The 4,519-nt window shown below is 34.7% G+C and carries 5 protein-coding genes; 1 reads left to right on the plus strand and 4 read right to left on the minus strand.

The window, feature by feature from the left end; all coding sequences use genetic code 11:
* Window positions 1-7: 7 nt before the first annotated feature.
* The 4 genes from cuyB to AC1DOS_RS18180 form a co-directional block, all read right to left on the minus strand.
* A complete protein-coding gene (gene cuyB, locus AC1DOS_RS18165; RefSeq protein WP_477538631.1) occupies window positions 8-709 on the minus strand; it encodes a cysteate racemase in 702 nt (233 codons plus the stop codon).
* A 3-nt stretch (window positions 710-712) separates the two neighbouring features.
* Window positions 713-1,936 carry a carboxylate--amine ligase gene (locus tag AC1DOS_RS18170; RefSeq protein ID WP_477538632.1) on the minus strand — a complete coding sequence of 408 codons (1,224 nt, stop codon included), beginning with the start codon at window positions 1,934-1,936 and terminating at the stop codon, window positions 713-715.
* Window positions 1,937-2,204: 268 nt separating this feature from the next.
* Window positions 2,205-2,357 carry a Fur-regulated basic protein FbpA gene (locus AC1DOS_RS18175; RefSeq protein WP_477538633.1) on the minus strand — a complete coding sequence of 51 codons (153 nt, stop codon included), beginning with the start codon at window positions 2,355-2,357 and terminating at the stop codon, window positions 2,205-2,207.
* A 38-nt stretch (window positions 2,358-2,395) separates the two neighbouring features.
* Entirely contained in the window at window positions 2,396-2,938 is a 543-nt protein-coding gene (locus tag AC1DOS_RS18180) for a VanZ family protein (protein ID WP_477538634.1), read from the minus strand.
* A gap of 230 nt (window positions 2,939-3,168) precedes the next feature.
* Between AC1DOS_RS18180 and AC1DOS_RS18185 the strand changes: the two genes are divergently transcribed.
* Entirely contained in the window at window positions 3,169-4,314 is a 1,146-nt protein-coding gene (locus tag AC1DOS_RS18185) for a CAP domain-containing protein (RefSeq protein ID WP_477538635.1), read from the plus strand.
* The last annotated feature ends 205 nt before the right edge of the window (window positions 4,315-4,519 follow it).

Raw genomic sequence — 4,519 nt, forward strand, 5'->3', positions numbered from 1 at the left:
GAGTTAGTTAATCCTTTAATTCGTAGCCACATGCTAAAATCGCACTTTCAGCCAATACCATCATAGAATCAATGTACATATCATCAAGATTTAACTCTTTTTTTACAATTGACAATTCAGTACAACCCAAAATGATACGGTCGCAACCGAGTTCGTCAAACTTATTAATGATTTGTTGCCATTTTAAAAAGTCGACAGGTCGTCCAGCTTTAACATCATCATAAATAACAGACATGACCATTTCTTGTGTTTCTTCATCTGGAACAATTGGTTGAACTCCTGCATGTTGGCAAGCCAACTGATATACAGAAGTAGTTAATGTTCCAGTTGTTGCTAAGATACCAACTTTTTTCGCACCTATTTGTGCTGCTCGTTTTGCTGTTTCATTAATCATATGCAAAACCTGCAAGTCCGCTCCCTCTTGAATTTCTTGATAAAAAGAGTGAGCGGTATTACATGGAATAGCTAAAACTTCAGCGCCAATTGATCTTAACTTAGCAGCATCTGAAATCATTACAGGTACAGGATTAGCTTTAGATCGATCCAATATATATGTTGTACGGTCAGGAATGCTTGTATTATTGGTAATCGCCATATTGACATGTTGTTGATCCGTTTGGGCTTTTGTCCGTTTTACTATCATTTCACCAAGCAGCATCGTTGCAAGCGGGCCAACCCCACCGATGATGCCTAAAACTTTCTTATTCATAACTTATGACAAACCTTTGTTATTGAAGTATTTTTTATATTTGCGATAGTAATTTAAATTATTCAAAGTTAATTTTGCCCAACGTTTCGGATTAAAATCTTCTTTATAAAATAAGTGATTCGTTACTTTCCCTTCAGCAATTAACTCTTTTGCTTGCTGTTTTAGCTGATCATTTTGAGCATATTTAAATAACACGCCTTTAGGAATAATCATCCAAAGATGTTTGTCTTTTGCATACGTTAACGTTTGAGGAATATTAAGCATATGATCATCAGCCACATACTTCATTAAGTTATGACCACTTGCAGTAACATAGTAACTACTGCGGCCATTTCTCAAGTTAATCTCAAACAATTTGTATTCACCATCGCGTAAATCTAATTTCATATCAAAATTTGCGAAGCCGTTGTAACCGATATCTTCTAAAAACACACGAACCTTGTCAAGTAAAGCTTCATCAAACGTATTAATGATAGCCGCATAGCTTCCAATACCTTCTGGTGAATGTTCTTCTAAAATCGGGTTTCCTAATGACATGAGTTTGACTTTCCCATCTTTCCCTACATACGCATTTAACACACGCATATAAGAATCATCGCCCGGAATAAATTCTTGAATCGTTAGATTGTCTTTGTACGTAGATTTATAAATAGCTTCGATTATCGCGTCTTTTTCTGCTTCATCATGCGCCACAAATACTTTTTTCTTTCCTGGGAACGAACAATTCCAGTATTCTACCGAATTTGATGCTTTTATGATGATCGGATACATAAAATCTATCGTAAAAGAATCTTTCGTTTCAAAAGTACAAAGAGATGTTTTCGGATAAGCAAAACCATATTGCTCACAGATATTATAGAAATTCTCTTTTAATACAATACGATCCATCAATTTTTCATCAATGTATGGGACCGCAAAATATTTTGATAGTTGGTCTTTATTTTTAATAATTAATTTTGCATAATCGTCTCCACAAGCTAAAAGTAATAGCTTTTTATCTGCATGTTCACTCGCCACTTTAATAAGCGCTGGAACGAAGACATCTTGTTCGTTTAAATGAGGTATAACTTGAAAATCCAATATTATGCTATCTTGTGTTGCTGATAAATTCATACGCCCTAAAACAAGTGGCTTTAAACCGTAAGCTTCATGGAAGGCTCTTGCCATTCCATATGCATTCATATCAGAACCGAGCAAAATAGGTAAAAACGAATGATTAGTTGTCATTGTGATATCAACTCTCTTTTCCAAAAACATAATGTGTATTTTTATTGTAACGTGAATAATAAACTTCTACGTACATTTACTCTTCTTTAGAAAATACTTCAACTTACTTTTTCATCTAATGAGGCATATTTAAATCCCCAAGGTAAAATTATATCATTTTTACACCAAAAGTTTAAGAGAACCTTCAATCTGTTTTGAATTCACCTTTATAAGTTCACTTAAAAAAGAGTCAGAATAACAGGATTACTCCTGTCACTCTGACGCATCATTACTTGGCATTTTCCATATGTTCTTTGATTAACTCATATAATGATAGTTCATATAATTGTTTTCCTTCTACTTTGAAAACACCTTGCTCAACTAACTCGTCAATTACGGTCATTTTTTTTCCATCCATTTTTGATTCTATTTGTGGGATCATGATGATTTACTCCTTAATATTTAATACTCTCACGATGTTTACCCAGATTGTTTACGGTTAAAACTTTCTTTTAAGTTATTTGGAATTTTTTTATATAGTACATATCCGATGCAAGCGCCCAATGTATTAAGCCACAAGTCATCCACATCACTACTGCGCATTTGAGGTAGCTGTAAGAGTTCGATAAAAAATGATATTAAAAATCCTATTCCAATCGTTCGCCAGGCTCGATTAAACTTTTTCCATAACAACGGTAGCAGAAAACCAATGGGTATAAACATTACAATATTACCAACGAAATTAATAAAAAAAGGTTGCCACAAATCCAAGTACCTGATGGCATTATAGGTCTCGGTTAATACCCTAAATGGCTCAACATTTATGGCCTGATGATCGCCATTAGTAAGTTCTATTACTCCTTCTTGAACACTCAACTCCGGTAAAATCGTTTGTGATAACAATCCTGTAAGGAACATAAAAAACACGATAATACCTAATTCACGAGGCACTGTCGTTTTCTTTTTTGCTTTAATTATTTGAACGACACGTACGACAATAATAACAGGCAAAATTATTACCATGTAAAAACTCATATCTTGTAAATACAGAAGAATCGAATCCATATAACACCCTAATCTTTCATTTAATAACCTTATTCTAATCCCTATCCGTTTATATTCATAACTTATTTTGAAACTAATCGCACATCACGTATTCTAGTTTAAATAAATGGATATTCTGTAATAAGACAAGTCCTTTTTTAAGGGCATTCATACTCTATATTCTATTATTAACTGGGAAGCCGAAAGGAGTGGCATACTTGCGTTACCTTAGTTCAATACTTACTTTACTTTTAGTAGCCTATTTAACAAGTCCACTCTGGGAAAAGCCCGTCAGTCAATATATTGACGTTTCTTTTTTAGATACGATGGACGAACAAGTAATTAAAAGCTATAAATTCTTAAAAGACCAACCATATATTAACAACGCAATAGATGATCTATCCCGTACAATTGCAACGCTGCCAGAAAAGTTGGCATCAAATGAAACCAGTTATGACCCTGTTACTCAAGTTGAGAAACCAACCTTAGCTACTCCTACTGATGGTTTGTTTTCGGTGTACAACATCCAGATTGGGGACAAAATGGATAGTGTCACTCGAGAACTCGGGACAGCAAAAAGGATTACTACAAATGAATATGGGACAGAGTGGCACACATTTCACAAAGACTTTCAAAACTTTATGATGGTTTCCTTTGATGATTCTTCCCGAGTCAACGGTTTATTCACTAATAATGATTTAATTGCATCCTCTTTTGGAATTAAATTAAATAGCCCTAAATCCGTTGTTCAAAAAGCCATGGGTAAACCAATCAAACAAATTCAAAAAGGAAATATCAATTATATTTTGAACGATGATGGTGAGATGGATACATTCTTAATCGAAAATGTATATGTAACAGTATTTTATGACGTGCATGAGAACGATACAGTAACTGCCATACAAATCCTATCGGAAGGTCTGGAAAAACAGAAACCTGCCTTATATGGCAACACTAGCAAGGATTTAAGAGAGGGATTCGAATTCCAATTATTTGACTTAACGAATGCTGCACGTGTTCATCACAAAGTTCCACCAGTTACATGGGAATCAACGATACGAGGGACTGCCTACAAACATAGTCTAGATATGGCTGAGCACAATTACTTTAGCCACACTAATTTAGCTGGACAATCTCCTTTTGAGCGAATGTCTATGGACGAAATTAATTATTCAGTAGCTGGGGAAAACTTAGCCTACGGTCAGTCAAGTAGTATTTTTGCACATGAAGGATTAATGAACTCTATCGGTCACAGAAAAAATTTATTGAAACGGGACTTTAAATTTCTCGGTGTAGGTGTCGCCTTTAACGATAAAAACCAGCCATATTATACCGAGAATTTTTACACGCCCTAAGCGCTATTGGAGTTATGAAAGGCTACTTCGTCAAACTGGAGCCATAAAAAAGAGGCAGTTCCATTATTTTAGGAACTGCCTTTTTGCTATTGTTGGAAATACTGCGACTGGAGCAAAGTTAAAGTCTTAATTTGTTGGATTTTTTTCGTTTTGTAAAGACAAATGAAAAGTAAAGGTAAATACCGTACCAACCCCCACCTTACTT

This window comes from Paenisporosarcina sp. P5_A11 (assembly GCF_056400705.1).